Origin of the sequence: Klebsiella sp. KTE92 (assembly GCF_000398905.1) — a bacterium.
In the GTDB taxonomy this organism is placed as follows: domain Bacteria; phylum Pseudomonadota; class Gammaproteobacteria; order Enterobacterales; family Enterobacteriaceae; genus Klebsiella; species Klebsiella variicola.
The window spans coordinates 1,510,495-1,524,839 of record NZ_KB976100.1; the positions used below are offsets into that span (position 1 = coordinate 1,510,495).

General features: G+C 59.1%; 14 protein-coding genes and 1 riboswitch. Of the genes, 7 read left to right on the forward strand and 7 right to left on the reverse strand.

All coding sequences use genetic code 11. The annotated features are described in order from the left end of the window. The first annotated feature begins 35 nt into the window (after positions 1 to 35). The gene (uvrB, locus tag A1WC_RS18040) at positions 36 to 2,057 is read left to right on the forward strand and encodes an excinuclease ABC subunit UvrB (RefSeq protein ID WP_008805740.1); all 2,022 of its coding nucleotides are present in this window, start codon (positions 36 to 38) and stop codon (positions 2,055 to 2,057) included. Positions 2,058 to 2,307: 250 nt separating this feature from the next. Here uvrB and pmrB read toward each other — a convergent pair whose 3' ends face one another. From pmrB to yvcK, 4 genes are all read right to left on the reverse strand, one after another. Beyond that, complete coding sequence (pmrB, locus tag A1WC_RS18035) at positions 2,308 to 3,405, reverse strand: two-component system sensor histidine kinase PmrB (protein WP_012968668.1); 1,098 nt, start codon at positions 3,403 to 3,405, stop codon at positions 2,308 to 2,310. Positions 3,406 to 3,408: 3 nt separating this feature from the next. Then, positions 3,409 to 4,080: a two-component system response regulator PmrA gene (gene pmrA / locus A1WC_RS18030; protein ID WP_008805743.1), complete on the reverse strand. Its 672-nt coding sequence runs from the start codon at positions 4,078 to 4,080 to the stop codon at positions 3,409 to 3,411. Then, on the reverse strand, positions 4,080 to 5,720 hold the full coding sequence (gene eptA / locus A1WC_RS18025; protein ID WP_016160525.1) for a phosphoethanolamine transferase EptA: 1,641 nt from the start codon (positions 5,718 to 5,720) through the stop codon (positions 4,080 to 4,082). The genes pmrA and eptA overlap by 1 nt, the downstream gene beginning before the upstream one ends. 103 nt (positions 5,721 to 5,823) lie before the next feature. Continuing rightward, positions 5,824 to 6,729 (reverse strand): uridine diphosphate-N-acetylglucosamine-binding protein YvcK, encoded by a 906-nt coding sequence (gene yvcK, locus A1WC_RS18020; RefSeq protein WP_008805745.1) that lies wholly within the window; start codon positions 6,727 to 6,729, stop codon positions 5,824 to 5,826. 208 nt (positions 6,730 to 6,937) lie between these two features. Continuing rightward, a riboswitch (molybdenum cofactor riboswitch) is annotated at positions 6,938 to 7,076 on the forward strand. Here yvcK and moaA point away from each other — a divergent pair. The 6 genes from moaA to A1WC_RS17990 all read left to right on the forward strand — a co-directional run bounded on the left by moaA (position 7,064) and on the right by A1WC_RS17990 (position 10,529). Beyond that, complete coding sequence (moaA, locus tag A1WC_RS18015) at positions 7,064 to 8,053, forward strand: GTP 3',8-cyclase MoaA (protein ID WP_012968667.1); 990 nt, start codon at positions 7,064 to 7,066, stop codon at positions 8,051 to 8,053. (Overlaps the previous riboswitch by 13 nt.) 23 nt (positions 8,054 to 8,076) lie before the next feature. Beyond that, positions 8,077 to 8,589 carry a molybdenum cofactor biosynthesis protein B gene (moaB, locus tag A1WC_RS18010; protein ID WP_008805747.1) on the forward strand — a complete coding sequence of 171 codons (513 nt, stop codon included), beginning with the start codon at positions 8,077 to 8,079 and terminating at the stop codon, positions 8,587 to 8,589. A gap of 3 nt (positions 8,590 to 8,592) precedes the next feature. Continuing rightward, entirely contained in the window at positions 8,593 to 9,081 is a 489-nt protein-coding gene (moaC, locus tag A1WC_RS18005) for a cyclic pyranopterin monophosphate synthase MoaC (RefSeq protein ID WP_016160526.1), read from the forward strand. After that, positions 9,074 to 9,322 carry a molybdopterin synthase sulfur carrier subunit gene (moaD, locus tag A1WC_RS18000; protein WP_008805749.1) on the forward strand — a complete coding sequence of 83 codons (249 nt, stop codon included), beginning with the start codon at positions 9,074 to 9,076 and terminating at the stop codon, positions 9,320 to 9,322. The genes moaC and moaD overlap by 8 nt, the downstream gene beginning before the upstream one ends. Before the next feature lie 4 nt (positions 9,323 to 9,326). Then, entirely contained in the window at positions 9,327 to 9,779 is a 453-nt protein-coding gene (moaE, locus tag A1WC_RS17995; protein ID WP_012968664.1) for a molybdopterin synthase catalytic subunit MoaE, read from the forward strand. Positions 9,780 to 9,824: 45 nt separating this feature from the next. Beyond that, complete coding sequence (locus tag A1WC_RS17990) at positions 9,825 to 10,529, forward strand: Bax inhibitor-1 family protein (protein ID WP_016160527.1); 705 nt, start codon at positions 9,825 to 9,827, stop codon at positions 10,527 to 10,529. Between the two features lie 798 nt (positions 10,530 to 11,327). Here the strand turns inward: A1WC_RS17990 and A1WC_RS17985 are convergent. From A1WC_RS17985 to A1WC_RS17975, 3 genes are read right to left on the reverse strand one after another with little or no spacing between them, the layout of a single operon-like run. Next, on the reverse strand, positions 11,328 to 12,293 hold the full coding sequence (locus A1WC_RS17985) for a lysylphosphatidylglycerol synthase domain-containing protein (RefSeq protein WP_016160528.1): 966 nt from the start codon (positions 12,291 to 12,293) through the stop codon (positions 11,328 to 11,330). Further along, positions 12,290 to 13,534: a cardiolipin synthase ClsB gene (clsB, locus tag A1WC_RS17980; RefSeq protein WP_008805753.1), complete on the reverse strand. Its 1,245-nt coding sequence runs from the start codon at positions 13,532 to 13,534 to the stop codon at positions 12,290 to 12,292. Before clsB ends, A1WC_RS17985 begins: the two co-directional genes overlap by 4 nt. After that, complete coding sequence (locus A1WC_RS17975; protein ID WP_008805754.1) at positions 13,531 to 14,292, reverse strand: endonuclease/exonuclease/phosphatase family protein; 762 nt, start codon at positions 14,290 to 14,292, stop codon at positions 13,531 to 13,533. The genes clsB and A1WC_RS17975 overlap by 4 nt, the downstream gene beginning before the upstream one ends. Between the last annotated feature and the right edge of the window lie 53 nt (positions 14,293 to 14,345).

Below are 14,345 nucleotides of genomic sequence, written 5' to 3' on the forward strand. Positions count from 1 at the left end.
CACCGGCCGCTAAATCCATCTTCAGGTTTTGATCAATGAGTAAATCGTTTGTTCTGCATTCCGCCTTTCGCCCCTCCGGAGACCAACCGGAAGCCATCCGCCGCCTGGAAGAGGGGCTGGAGGATGGGCTCGCGCATCAAACGCTGCTGGGGGTCACCGGCTCCGGAAAAACCTTCACCATCGCCAACGTGATTGCCGACCTGCAGCGGCCGACGATGGTGCTGGCGCCAAACAAAACCCTGGCGGCCCAGCTCTATGGCGAGATGAAAGAGTTTTTCCCGGAGAATGCCGTCGAGTATTTCGTCTCCTACTACGATTACTATCAGCCGGAAGCCTACGTCCCCAGCTCAGATACCTTCATTGAGAAGGACGCCTCGGTAAACGAACATATCGAGCAGATGCGCTTGTCGGCGACCAAAGCGCTGCTCGAGCGGCGCGACGTGGTGGTGGTGGCGTCAGTCTCGGCTATCTACGGCCTCGGCGACCCGGACCTGTACCTGAAGATGATGCTGCACCTGACGGTCGGGATGCTGATTGACCAGCGCGCTATCCTGCGCCGTCTGGCCGAACTGCAGTATACCCGCAACGATCAGGCCTTCCAGCGCGGCACCTTTCGCGTGCGCGGCGAGGTGATCGACGTCTTCCCGGCGGAATCCGACGATATCGCGCTGCGCATTGAGCTGTTTGATGAAGAGGTCGAGCGCCTGTCGCTGTTCGACCCGCTCACCGGCCACGTGGAATCGACGGTGCCGCGCTACACCATTTATCCCAAGACCCACTACGTGACGCCGCGGGAACGCATCGTCCAGGCGATGGAAGAGATCAAGCTGGAGCTGGCGGAGCGGCGCAAGGTTCTGCTGGCCAACAACAAGCTTCTGGAAGAGCAGCGCTTAACCCAGCGTACCCAGTTCGACCTCGAAATGATGAACGAACTGGGCTACTGCTCGGGCATTGAAAACTACTCGCGCTTCCTTTCCGGTCGCGGGCCCGGCGAGCCGCCGCCCACTCTGTTTGACTATCTGCCGGCAGACGGTCTGCTGGTGATAGACGAATCCCACGTTACGGTGCCGCAGATCGGCGGTATGTACCGGGGCGACCGGGCGCGCAAAGAGACGCTGGTGGAGTACGGTTTCCGCCTGCCGTCGGCGCTGGATAACCGGCCGATGAAGTTTGAAGAATTTGAAGCGCTGGCCCCGCAAACCATCTACGTCTCGGCAACCCCCGGCGCCTACGAGCTGGATAAATCCGGCGGCGAAGTGGTGGATCAGGTGGTGCGGCCGACCGGTCTGCTTGACCCGATCATCGAAGTGCGGCCGGTAGCCACCCAGGTAGACGATCTGTTGTCAGAGATCCGCCTGCGCACGGCCATCAACGAGCGCGTGCTGGTGACCACCCTCACTAAGCGGATGGCGGAGGATTTAACCGAGTATCTTGAGGAGCACGGCGAGCGGGTGCGCTATCTGCACTCGGATATCGACACCGTCGAGCGCATGGAGATTATCCGCGACCTGCGCCTTGGCGAGTTTGACGTGCTGGTAGGGATCAACCTGCTGCGTGAGGGGCTGGATATGCCGGAGGTGTCGCTGGTGGCGATCCTGGATGCCGATAAAGAGGGCTTCCTGCGCTCCGAACGCTCGCTTATCCAGACCATCGGCCGCGCGGCGCGAAACATCAACGGCAAGGCCATCCTTTACGGCGATAAGATCACCCCTTCCATGGCCAAAGCCATTGGCGAGACCGAGCGTCGACGGGAGAAACAGCAGCGTTATAACGAAGAGCATGGCATCGTACCGCAGGGCCTCAACAAGAAAGTGGTGGATATCCTGCAGTTGGGCCAGGGCCTGGCGAAAACTAAAGCCAAAGGGCGCGGTAAAGCGAAGGCCGTTGAGCCTGCCGGGCTTAGCGCCGTGGAGATGACGCCAAAAGCGCTGCAGCAGAAGATCCACGAGCTGGAAGGGCAGATGATGCAGCACGCCCAGAACCTCGAGTTCGAAGAGGCGGCGCAAATTCGCGACCAGTTGCATCAGCTGCGCGAGCTGTTTATCGCCGCCTCCTGAGTCCCGGCGCATACTGCCGGAGTGGGCGTGTGGGGCGTAGTGAAGGCGGGACGTTTCTCTCATTGTCCCGCTGCCAGATAGCAAACCTTTGAGAAGAAAAAAGGCCGCATTGCGGCCTTCTTAATGTTTGCTTAATCTCGCCAGGCGACACTAACCTCCCCATGATGAGGATAGCGCCCATGCAAAAAATCAACTTCCGTGAATATCTGGCGGTCGCCACCGCCCTGGTTATTATTGTTGCCTTTTTCCATCAGTGGGTACTGACGTTCTGACCCGCGCGCCGCGGGAATAACACCCATGCGCGGACGCCGGGCCCCGGCTGGCGGTTATGCAAAAAGAACTGGGCGTCATGCAGCTGAGCAATGCGCGTGACGATGCTCAGTCCGAGGCCTATGCCGCCGTAGCGACTGTCCATGCGCACAAACGCTTTACTGAGTTCGCCGCTTTTCGCCTCATCAATCCCTGGGCCTTCATCTTCCACCGCCATCACCGGCATCAGGCCCGCTTTCACCGACACTCGGATAGTTGACCCTTCCGGGCTGTAGCGGTGAGCATTCTCCACCAGATTGCGCAGGATCACACGGATTAACGTCGCGTCGCCAGAGACGATGGCCTCGCTTTCGACATCCGTCAGCAGCAGCCGCTGCTGACGCTGCGCCAGCATGGTCTCCAGCTCATCCTGCAGCGGTTTGACCACGTCATCCAGCAGCAGCACCTGCTGATAGCTGCCGGCGGAAAAAGACTGTCCGACGCGCGCCAGCTGCAGCAGCTGCGAAATGCTGGTGGTCATCTGGTCGAGGCGCTGGATCAGCGGGTCGACGCCCACGCCGTGCACTTTCGCCAGTAGTTCGAGGTGCAACCGCAGGCCGGCCAGCGGGGTACGTAGCTCATGCGCCACGTCGGCGGTAAACAGCCGCTCACGGTCGAGGGTCAGATTGAGACGGGAAACCAGCTGATTCAGGGCGGTGGTCACCGCCGTGACTTCGGGCACCGATTCGCTGAGCACGATGGGGGTGAGGTTGTCCGGCGTGCGGCTCTCCAGCTCGCTTTGCAGTCGGGAGAGCGGGCGGGTGATCTTGCGCACCGCCAGCATGCTGATATACAGCGCCAGGCCAACGATCAACAGGCTCGGCACCAGCAGGCTGGCGACCGCTTCCCGTACCTCATGCTCCACATGTTTCTGGTTATTGTGGCCTTCGATGGCGCTGGCCACCAGCAGCTGGATCTGCTCTTTGCTCTCATGCCATAGCCAGAAGACGCTGATCAGCTGGCAGACCACCAGGATGGCGCCAATGGTCAGCAGCAGCCGGTGGCGCATGGTCCAGGTTTCGGTTGCAAACAGAGCCATGGTCTATTCCGTGTCGATGTGGTTAGCCAGCATATAGCCAAAACCCCTGACGGTGCGGATCCGCGATTTGCCAATCTTTTCGCGCAGGTTATGAATATGCACCTCAAGGGTATTGGTCGCCGGCTCGTTGTCCCAGCTGTAGATGTCGTTGTAGAGGATTTCACGATGCACCGGGCTACCGGCTTTCATCATCAGCCGCGACAGCAGGGCATACTCTTTTGGCGTCAATTCCAGCGCCGTCTCACCCAGCCACACCAGGCGGCGGGTGACGTTGAGGCGCAGATCGCCGACGCTGATTTCGTTATCGCCCTGGTTATTATGCCGGCGGAGCAGGGCGCGAATGCGCGCATTCAGCTCTTCCAGGGCAAAGGGTTTCACCAGATAGTCATCCGCGCCGGTATCGAGACCGCTAATGCGATCCTCAAGCGTATCGCGGGCGGTGAGGATCAGCACCGGCTGGGTCATCTTCTCCCGCCGCATACGGGTGAGAAAATGCAGACCGTCTTCATCCGGCAGGCCGAGGTCGAGTACGATCAGGCTGTAGTGATTGCTGGCCAACGATAGCGCCGCTTCGTGCGCTGTGGAGACGCCGTCGCATACGTATCCTTCACTTTGCATCGCCAGAATCAACCCCTGCAACAGCAGCGCATCGTCTTCAATGACTAAGATTTTCATCAACCAGCCTCTCTACATGGCGTTAAAATATCATCTGCTGCCTGGTACTCGTGGGTGCTGACGCCGAGCAGGCCGAGCAGGGTGGAGAACAGATTATCTTGTGAATAATCCTTCGTCTTAGCCTGTTGTTGCAAACACTGGCTGGAGACACCGTAACGTTGCTGGTAATCCGGCGACAGCCACAGCAGCATGGGCACGTGTTTTTGCGTATCCGGCGCAATTGAGTACGGCAGACCATGCAAATAGACGCCATCTTCACCCAGCGATTCGCCGTGATCGGACAAATAAACCAGGCTAGTGGTAAATTTATCCTGTTTGGATTGCAGTAATTTTATCGCTTTATCAACAACATAGTCGACATACAGAATGGTGTTGTCGTAGGTATTGGTCAACTGTTGTTGCGTACAACTTTGGATTTCATTGGTATCGCAGGTCGGGGTGAATTTTTTGAATTCAGCCGGATAGCGGTTGTAATAGGTTGGGCCGTGGCTGCCGATAGTATGCAGTACGATAATGCCATCCTGTTTCAGGTTGTCGATGTAACTGTCCAGATTATGGAACAGGACCTCATCGTAGCACTCGCCGTCGATGCACTGACCGCTGAGGTGCAGATCGGTGACGTTCTGGTGCGGTACGCGGTCACAGGCGCCCTTACAGCCACCGTCATTGTCGTTCCACAGCACCTGAACACCGGCGCGCTGCAGAATATCCAGGACGCCTTCCTGATGGTGCGCCAGTTCTTCATCGTAATGCGCGCGCGGCATATTGGAGAACATACAGGGGACGGAAACCGCAGTTGCCGTGCCGCAGGAGGTGGTTTTCGGGAAGTACACCACGTCGTCCCGTTGCAGGCGTGGGTTAGTCTCCCGATCGTAGCCGCCCAGCGAGAAGTTCCCGGCGCGCGAGGTTTCGCCCAGCACCACAATCGTCAGGTTTTTGCGGGGGCCGCTATGCATCACCGGTTTCTGCCTGGCATCTTCGCCAATCTTCACCAGCGGCAGATTGTCCATGCGGTTGTGCGCATACCACGAGTTCAGCGCCACAATGCTGTTGGAGGGACTCAGGGATTTCACCAGCTCTTTGTTGTTACGGAACACCGAGGCGTAATCTTTGTAGAACAGCGCGGCCACCAGAATAATCAGCAGCGCCGAAACGGCGATATTGAGCAGGCGCATCGCCGCGCCGCGCCACCGCGTGGCGGGCTTACGGATTTTCACCCACCAGGCGACGAATACCGCTAAAACCCCCGAGAGGCCGAGTACGGCGATCATTTCGCCGGAGAGCAGAGCAAAGCTCTCCGCCGGAGTGGTGTCGAGGATATTGGTGATCATGCTGCGGTCGATCACTACCCCGAAGTTCCAGATAAAGTACTGCGCCGACGCGCTGAGCAGAATAAACAGGCTGATGACCACCCGATCGAGCTTCAGGAACGAGGCGAGGGTGGTGATGATATTCATCACGCTAATGGCCACGATCGGCATACTGAGGAATACCAGCCAGTTATGCAGGCTGTTTACCGGCAGTAACGGGAAAACCTGGCGATAAAAAGCCAGGTTGAGAAAGATACCGATATAGCAAGCAAAGAGAATCAAATAAGTCGTGCGGCTGAAGAGCGGCCGACGCAGAGGCAATAACGACATAATACCTACCCACAGAAAGAGATAAGCGTATAGTGCCAGCCCTATTTTAAGACAACCTTAAGATTTTAAGGTGCACCGAAGGTTGGCCCTCCGGCGCGCAGCGTCAGCCAGGAAGCTGAATCGCCTTTTCCAGCGCGCCGCGGAGCAGCGCCCGATCATGGCGATAGGGCACGTCACTGGCCTCCAGCGGCGTCTGGATCACCAGCCGGTCGTTGATGCCGCGGATATCGGCTTTTGGCCCGGCGATCACCGCATCCACCACCCGCTTACCCACGTAGCGCTCCATAATCGCAATGCGCTCCGCCAGCGACAGCCTCGCCGCCGGGCTGTGCTCTTTGCCGAGGTTATCGATAAACACCATCGGCGCCGGGGTGCGGCGCAGCGCCTGGGCCATCTCGTCGAGCAGCAGGATCGGCAGCAGGCTGGTGTAAAAGCTGCCCGGGCCGATGAGGATCAGATCGGCTTCGGCGATCGCTTCCACCGCCTCGCGGGTGGCGGGTACCGGTGGGGTAAGCATCAGCTCCTGCGGTAGGTTGTCGAGCTGATCGATATTCACTTCGCCGTAAACTTCATGGCCTTCATGATCGAGCGCCATCAAATCCACCGGTTGTTCCGACATCGGGATAAGAAACGCGTCTACTTTGAGCAGGTTTCTGATTAAATTGATAGCTTCTAAAGGCCGCACGCTCAGGTGGTCCAGCGCCTTTAACATCAGATTTCCGAGGTTATGCCCGGAAAGTTCGCCATTACCGCTAAAACGATACTCAAACATCGCCGACGCCACGCTGGGCTCGGCAATTAACTGATTGATGCAGTTGCGCATATCGCCCCAGGCAATGCCGCCTTCCGAGCGGCGGATCCGCCCGGTTGAGCCCCCGTTGTCGGTGGTGGTGACAATGCCGGTCAGCCGCGAGCCGAGCGAGGAGAGGGAGGACATCACCCGGCCCAGACCATGCCCGCCGCCGAGCGCGACCACCCGATCGAGGTCAGCGAATGTACGATTGCGCATAGAAATTCCTTATTTCACATAAACGGCCACACACTACCCGATCTACCCCTAAAAGACGATGGGAGGAGCCCGACAAACTGACCGACATCAAGGCAAAAAAATGATTTATGGCTATTCTGTAGCGAAAATGCACGAAGGTAGCGATATATACAATTTTATATAACGAAATCGCAAATGGCGAAACCGTCCGTAACGCGCTACTATCGGCATAACCTGTTAACACTCTAGCCTCTTCGCCTGTGTCAAAAGATATGGCGGTTTGGCCGCGACCCCTCCGGGTGTCGCCAGGGCGTGGGAAGAAATGACCGCGCCTCCCGTATTTGGAAAGGTGTATATGGCCTCACAGCTTACCGATGCATTCGCGCGTAAGTTTTTTTACCTGCGTCTGTCGATTACCGATGTGTGCAACTTCCGTTGCACCTACTGCCTGCCGGACGGCTACAAACCCGGCGCCGTCAATAACAACGGCTTTCTCAGCGTAGACGAAGTGCGCCGCGTCACGCGCGCTTTCTCCGCGCTGGGCACCGAAAAAGTTCGCCTCACCGGTGGGGAACCCTCTCTGCGTCGCGACTTCACCGAAATCATTGCCGCGGTGCGTGAAAACCCGGCGATCCGTCAGATTGCGGTTACCACCAACGGTTACCGCCTGGCGCGCGATGTCGAACGCTGGCGCGATGCCGGGCTGACGGCGATTAACGTCAGCGTTGATAGCCTCGACGCCCGTCAATTTCAGGCCATCACCGGCCAGGACAAGTTCCACCAGGTGATGGACGGCATTGATGCTGCTTTCGCCGCGGGCTTTGACAAGGTGAAGGTCAATACCGTGCTGATGCGTGATGTTAATCATCACCAGCTCGATACCTTTCTCGCGTGGATCCAACCCCGTCGTATTCAGCTGCGTTTTATTGAGCTGATGGAAACCGGAGAGGGCAGCGATCTGTTCCGCCGTCACCATCTTTCCGGCATGGTGCTGCGCGACGAGCTGCTGCGCCGCGGCTGGATCCACCAGATCCGCCAGCGCAGCGATGGCCCGGCGCAGGTCTTTTGTCACCCGGATTACGCCGGTGAAATCGGCCTCATCATGCCGTATGAAAAAGATTTCTGCGCCACCTGCAACCGTCTGCGCGTCTCATCCGTTGGCAAACTGCACCTGTGTCTGTTTGGCGAAGGCGGCGTCGACCTGCGCGACCTGATGGCTGAGGACGAGCAACAGGCCGAGCTGGAAGCGCGGATAGCCGAAGCCTTGACCCATAAAAAGCAGACCCATTTCCTGCATCAGGGCAACACCGGTATTACGCAGAACCTGTCCTATATTGGCGGTTAATCGTTTTAGAAAGGAGCATTCAGATGAGCCAGGCTAGCGCTGAGTTTATTCCGACCCGTATTGCTATTCTTACTGTTTCCAGCCGCCGTGGCGAAGAGGATGATACCTCCGGCCACTGGCTGCGCGAGGCGGCGCAGGAGGCGGGACACCATGTCGTCGATAAGGCGATTGTGAAAGAAAACCGCTACGCCATCCGCGCCCAGGTGTCGGCGTGGATCGCCAGCGATGACGTGCAGGTGGTGCTGATCACCGGCGGGACCGGGTTCACCGAGGGTGACCAGGCGCCGGAAGCGCTGCTGCCGCTGTTTGACCGTGAGGTCGAAGGCTTTGGCGAAGTGTTCCGCATGCTGTCGTTCGAAGAGATCGGCACCTCGACGCTGCAGTCCCGGGCCGTGGCCGGCGTTGCCAACCGCACGCTGATTTTTGCCATGCCGGGCTCGACCAAAGCCTGCCGCACGGCGTGGGACAACATCATTGCCCCGCAGCTGGATGCTCGCACCCGTCCGTGTAACTTCATTCCTCACCTGAAGAAATAATCTATGTCACAACTGACCCATATTAACGCCGCGGGCGAAGCCCATATGGTGGATGTCTCCGGCAAAGCGGAAACGGTGCGCGAAGCGCGCGCCGAGGCTTATGTCGAAATGCAGGCGGCGACGCTGGCGATGATTATCGACCGCAGCCACCATAAAGGCGATGTGTTCGCCACCGCGCGTATCGCCGGGATCCAGGCGGCAAAACGTACCTGGGAGCTGATCCCGCTGTGTCATCCGCTCATGCTGAGCAAAGTGGAAGTCAATCTGCAGGCGCAGCCGGAGCATAACCGGGTGCGCATTGAGTCACTTTGCCGTCTGACCGGTAAAACCGGCGTTGAGATGGAAGCATTGACCGCCGCCTCCGTTGCCGCGCTGACCATCTACGACATGTGCAAGGCGGTGCAAAAAGATATGGTCATTGGCCCGCTGCGCCTGCTGGCGAAAAGCGGCGGCAAGTCCGGCGATTTTAAGGTGGACGAACGCCATGATTAAGGTTCTGTTTTTCGCCCAGGTGCGCGAACTGGTCGGCACCGATGCCCTGACACTCGACGCCAGCGACCTGGCAACCGTCGAAGCCGTGCGTCAGCAGCTTGCCGCTCGCGGCGACCGCTGGGCGCTGGCCCTGGAAGAGGGCAAGCTGCTGGCGGCAGTCAACCAGACGTTGACCGCGTTTGACCATCCTGTCGCCAGCGGCGACGAAGTGGCGTTCTTCCCACCGGTTACCGGAGGCTAATAAGATGACGCAAACTCGTATCGTGGTTAGCCCGGCGCGCTTTTGCGTCGGCGATGAGTATCCGTGGCTGGCCGAGCGCGATGAAGACGGTGCGGTGGTCACCTTCACCGGTAAAGTGCGCAATCACAATCTTGGCGACAGCGTGAAAGCGTTAACGCTGGAGCACTATCCGGGGATGACTGAAAAATCGCTGGCGGAGATCGTCGACCTGGCGCGCGAGCGCTGGCCGCTGGGCCGGGTGACGGTTATCCACCGCATCGGCGAAATGTGGCCGGGGGAAGAGATTGTGTTTGTCGGCGTCACCAGCGCCCACCGCGGCAGCGCCTTCGCCGCGGGCGAGTTTATTATGGACTACCTGAAAACCCGTGCGCCGTTCTGGAAGCGTGAGGCGACGCCGGAAGGCGAACGCTGGGTCGACGCCCGCGACAGCGATCGTCAGGCGGCAGAGCGCTGGTAGTGTGATACGCTTACAGGGTGAAACTTTGTTAATCAGGAGAGAGTCATGGACAGATATCCGCGTTCCGATTCAATCGTGCAGGGCCGAACCGGCCTGCAGACTTACATGGCGCAGGTATACGGCTGGATGACGGTCGGCCTGCTGCTGACGGCGTTTATCGCGTGGTTTGCGGCGAATACCCCGGCGGTGATGATGTTCGTCTTTTCGAGCAAAATCACTTTCTTCGGGCTGATTATTGCCCAGCTGGCGCTGGTGTTTGTGCTGTCGGGAATGGTGCGGCGGCTGAGCGCCGGGATGGCCACCACGCTGTTTATGCTCTACTCGGCGCTGACCGGGCTGACGCTGTCGAGCATTTTTATCGCCTATACCTACTCATCGATCGCCAGCACCTTTGTGGTCACCGGCGGGATGTTCGGGGCGATGAGCTTGTATGGTTACACCACGAAGCGCGATCTGAGCGGCTTCGGCAGCATGCTGTTTATGGGGCTGATTGGCATCGTGCTGGCATCGCTGGTCAACCTGTGGCTGAAGAGCGAGGCGCTGATGTGGGCGGTGACCTACATTGGAGTGGTGCTGTTTGTCGGCCTGACGGCGTATGACACCCAGAAGCTGAAAAACATCGGCGAGCAGATTGACACCCGCGACAGCGCCACGCTGCGTAAATACTCGATCCTCGGGGCCTTAACGCTGTACCTGGACTTTATCAACCTGTTCCTGATGCTGCTGCGTATTATGGGCAACCGCCGCTAACCTCTTAATATCAGCGGGTTGCATCTCCTAACGCCCGGCAAGCGCAGCGCCGCCGGGCGATGGCATCAGGTACGGTACCCGTGGTGCTGCCGGGTGGCGGCTGGCGCCTGACCCGGCCTACAGGAGCCTCTCACAGGCTCACACCCCGTAGGCCCGTGCAAGCCGCAGCGCCGCCGGGCGAGATTTCAGGCACGGTACCCGTGATGTTGCCGGGTGGCGGCTGGCGCCTTATCCGGCCTACGGTGCGTGCGACCTGTCGTTAATTTATTCACCTTTCTTGCTGAAACTGCCGGTGCTGACGGCCTCAAAATCGCTGAGACGTTCCCGGAAGGTCGGGGCAGCCCGCATGGATGCGGGCTGAGGGCCGTGTTTTGCAGGGACGCTGCCTCGGCCCGACCCGAAGCCTGCAGGGATAAGTCGAAGGCACCACGAAGTGGCGATTTTGCTGGCCGGAGCCCGGGGGTACAGGGGGCGGCGGCGACTGGCCGCCCCCTGTGCGCTCCCTGCGCCGTAAGAGACATAACGCAGAAGACTAACCGGGAGCGCAAACTACGCTGAAGCCACAGATAATATAAACAACCACACCGCAGTGCTTCCCCTCACCCTGTCCCTCTCCCGGAGGGAGAGGGAACCGTCCGGCTGGCGTTTAGACCTGCCAAGCGCAGCGCCGCCGGGCAAGATATCAGGCACGGTACCCGTGGTATTGCCGGGTGGCGGCTGGCGCCTTACCCGGACTACAGGATCCTCTCACAGGCTCACACCCCGCAGGCCCGGCAAGCGCAGCGCGACCTGGCGGTGTCATTCGCGGGCCAGCTTGCGCTCGTTCTTTTGCCGCAGCTTTTTCGCCCGACTCTCCAGCAGCAGATAAGCCACCGTCGCCAGCAGCAGCGGCAGGAAATAATAGAGCGCGCGCCAGGCGAGCAGGGCGGCGATAATCGCGCCCTTCGAAATATCCTCTCCGGAGAGCATGGCGATAAACACCGCCTCCAGCACGCCGATACCGGCCGGAATATGAACGATCACCCCGGCGATACTGCTCACCAGCAGCACCCCTAATACCAGGAAATAGTTAATTTCGCTGCCCAACAGCAGCCAGATTATCGCCCCCATCGCCATCCAGTTCGCCGCCGAAATCCCCATCTGCAGCAACGCGAAGCGCCAGGAGGGCAGCACCAGCCGCTGGCCTTTAATCGTCAGGTGACGGCGTTTGGCAAACGCGCAACCGAACAGATAGCAAAGCGTAAGGATCAGCATCACCCCACCGATAATGCGCAGAGTGGTCTGGCTGATGTACCAGTGCGGCGGCAGCTTCACCAGATCCGCCGTAAATATCACCCCACCGAGCAGGATATAGCCCAGCCAGTTGGTGGTAATGCTTAATGAAAAAATACGGGTGATGGTGCCGCCGTTGAGCCCCAGCCGCGAGTACAGCCGGTAGCGCATGCCGATCCCGCCGACCCAGGTGCTGAGCGTCAGGTTAAAGGCATAGCAGATAAACGACACCAGCATCACCTGGCGTTTCGCCAGCTTATGCCCACAATAGGCCCGGCCAAGCAGATCGTAGCAGCCGTAGATCAGATAGCTGACGATGACCAGCGCAATGGCGCTAAACAAGGCCAGCCGATCGTAGCCGCGGATCACCTTCCACACGTCCTGCCAGTCGACTTTTTGCGCGTAAATCACCAGCAGGACGATCACCGCGATAAAAAAGAGCACGGTAAGTACTCTTTTCGCCATCCGCCAGCGGGGATGCGATTTGCTCATAGCGGATTATCCCTGGTTTGTGAGTCGACACGATCCTGGGTTTCAATCTCCGGCTGCACCGGCGGGCTGACCCTGGCCAGCCGCGGCGTATGGGCTGGTAGCCAGCCGACCCACGCCGGGAAGTGGCGCAGAAAGTGGAAGGCCATCACGCTGACGCCCAGCCGCCACCAGTTGCGTTTCGGCAGCATCGTTTTATCGATCCGCTGGCAATCCCTGGCGATAAGCCCGTTAAGGTTATCGCGCAGCGTCTGGTTAAACACCCGGTCGTGGATGATCAGATTGGCTTCCAGATTCAGCGACAGGCTCAATGGATCCAGGTTGCTCGACCCGACGGTGGCCCAGTGGTCATCCGCCAGGGCGACCTTGCCATGCAGCGGACGGCGGCGATATTCGTAGATCTGCACCCCGCCCTTAACGAGATAGTGATAGAGCAGGTGGGCGCCAAACTTCACAATCGGAATATCCGGCTCGCCCTGGACGATCAGCTTGACCCGCACGCCGCGCCGCGCGGCGTTGCGCATCGCATGCAGCAGGCGGTAGCCGGGAAAGAAATAGGCGTTGGCAATGATCACCTCCCGGCGGGCGCTGGTGAGCATCTTCAGGTAGTGGCGTTCGATATCGTCGCGGTGATCCTGGTTATCGCGCCAGATGAACAACGCCTGCGCCTCGCCGGGAGTCTGGTTGATCTCTGGCTGGTGGCGACGGCGGCGCCACCAGCGGCGGGCGGTTTCGCTGTTGGGCAGGTTCTCCAGCTCGAACTGGAGAATATCAAGCACCACCGGCCCCTCGACCTGCACCGCATAATCCTGTTTCGCCTCCGGGCCGTAGTCGCTCATATGCTCGGCGGAGTAGTTGATGCCGCCGACAAAGGCGGTGGTGTCGTCAATCACCACGATTTTACGGTGCATCCGACGGAACAGGTTGGTGCGCATCCCCATCAGCTTAGGGCGCGGATCGTAGTAGCGAAAAATCACCCCGGCGGCGGTCAGTTCGCCGACAAACTCATCGCTGAGATCCGGCGAGCCGTAGCCGTCAAGCAGCACCTCCACCTGAATACCGCGGCGGGCGGCTTTCAGCAGCACCGCGTGCAGCCGCCAGCCCACCTCATCTTCAAACCAGATAAAGGATTCGAGGATCACCCGCCGGCTGGCGCGACCAATAGCCGCAAACAGCGCCGGATAGTACTGGTCGCCGTTCTCCAGTAGCGTAATGCGGTTGCCTTCCTGCCAACGACATTTCACAAGTGTATCTCCACGCTAAGGGGCGCATGATCGGACAGATGCCGCCATTGTTTGAGGGCCAGCGCCTTCGGGTGGCTGGCGTGGGCGTTTTTGACATAAATACGATCGAGGCGCAGCAGCGGAAAACTGACCGGAAACGTACGCGCCGGCCGTCCGCGGGCGCGGGTAAAGATCTCTTCCAGCCCGGCTTGCGCTTTTAACGGCTGATTCGCCTGCTGACGCCAGTCGTTAAAATCCCCGGCCACCACCACCGGCTCACCGGCGGGGAGGGTATTGACCCATTCTGCCAGCATGGTCAACTGCGCCTGCCGTTGGTCGGCGCGTAAACCCAGGTGAACGCAGATCACATGGATCGTCACGCCGCTCTCTGGCGGCACGATGCGGCAGTAAAGCAGACCGCGTTTCTCGCCGTTGCCGACTGAAATATCCCGATTTTCATAGTATTCAATGGGAAAGCGCGACAGTACGGCATTGCCGTGGTGGCCTTCCGGATAGACTGCGTTGCGCCCGTAGGCGTAATCGCTCCACATGGTGTCGGCGAGAAATTCATAATGGGTGGTATCTGGCCAGTTTTCGATGTGCAGCGGGTGAACCTCGTGAGCGCCCATCACTTCCTGCAGGCAAACAATATCCGCGCTGACGCTGCGCACGGCGTCGCGCAACTCGGGCAAAATAAAACGCCGATTAAACGCCGTAAAGCCTTTATGGGTGTTAATTGTCAGCACGTTCAACGAAAATCCCGACGTTGGCTCAGCCATAATTCTCCAGTAAATGTCACTTTCCTGAATAAAATAGTGTAGTAGACGTCACA